Source organism: Kineococcus indalonis, from assembly GCF_009906395.1.
In the GTDB taxonomy this organism is placed as follows: Bacteria; Actinomycetota; Actinomycetes; order Actinomycetales; family Kineococcaceae; genus Kineococcus; species Kineococcus indalonis.
Genome location: NZ_JAAALM010000829.1, coordinates 1 through 1,143, shown reverse-complemented (window position 1 = coordinate 1,143; position 1,143 = coordinate 1). Strand labels below are relative to the sequence as shown.

The following is a 1,143-nucleotide window of genomic DNA, read 5'->3' as shown; positions in this document are numbered from 1 at the left end:
CGCGAGGCGCCCCCGCGCCGCCCGCGGCGCCCGTGACGCCCGTGACGTCGGGGCGGGTCCGGCGCAGGCGCCGGCGGCGGCCGGGGAGCACCTGCTCGTAGAAGCCGGCGTGCTCGGCCGCCACGCGGTCCCAGGCGTGCCGGGACAGGTCCGGCTCCCCGCGCGCCGGGCCCTGCGCCAGGGCTGCCTCGAGCACGCTGGCGGTCAGCGGCCCGTCGAACAGCCGCAGCCAGCCCGGCCCGACCTCGGCCGCCAGCTCCTCGAACACCGCGGTGCGCGGGGCCAGCACCGGCCGCCCGGCGCTCAGGCACAGCAGCACCGACCCGGAGTTGAGGACCGAGCGGAAGGGCAGCACGAGCAGGTCGGCGGCGGCGAGCACCTCGTCGACGCGCTGCTGGGGGAGCCGCTGCAGCAGCAGCGAGACCCGCGGGTCGCGCTCGGCCACGGCCTCCAGCCGCTCGCGCAGGGCGTCGTCCTCGCAGCCGCCGCCCACGACCAGGCGCAGGTCCGGCGCGGGCGAGGCGTGCACGGCCTCGACGAGGTCCTCCACGCCCTTGTAGGGCTTCACCCGCCCCACCATCGCCACGACGGCCGCGTCCGGCGCCAGGCCCAGCGCCTCGCGGGAGCGGCGGCGGTCCGGGCGGCCCACCACCTGCGCGTAGGTGCCGTGGGCCAGCACGCGGTGCGGCCGGCGGCGCAGCGGGCGGAACGCGCGCTGCGCGGACTCCGCGCCGGCGGCGGACAGCGAGATCCAGCCGCCGACCAGGCGGGGGAAGACCGCCCACAGCAGGCGCTGCAGCACGGGGCGGTGGCCGTCGTGCGCGCGCAGGTTGTGCACCGTCCACACCACCGGCAGGCCCCGCAGGCGCGCGGCCAGCAGGCCCGCGGCGAGGCGGGCGGAGCGCAGCAGCGCCCGGCGCAGCAGCGGGTCGTGCAGCGGCATCTCGGGCCAGTGCACGTGCACGACGGCCGGGCCGCGCTCGCGCAGGGCGCGGCGCCAGGTGAGGGGCACCACGCGCACGCCGCGCTCGCGCAGCCCGCCCACGAGCAGCGACAGGTAGGGGTTGACGGTGTCGCGGTCGGGCGAGGGGTGCAGGTGCACCGTGAGCGGTGCCGGCGGCGGGGCGCTCACGCCGCCGGCAC

General features: G+C 79.9%; 1 protein-coding gene. It reads right to left on the bottom strand.

Annotation, left to right across the window (positions count from 1 at the left end; genetic code table 11):
- Nucleotides 1-1,132 (bottom strand): glycosyltransferase family 4 protein (locus GTR00_RS26125; protein WP_166613517.1); only part of this gene is annotated, 1,132 nt, incomplete at its 3' end.
- Between the last annotated feature and the right edge of the window lie 11 nt (nucleotides 1,133-1,143).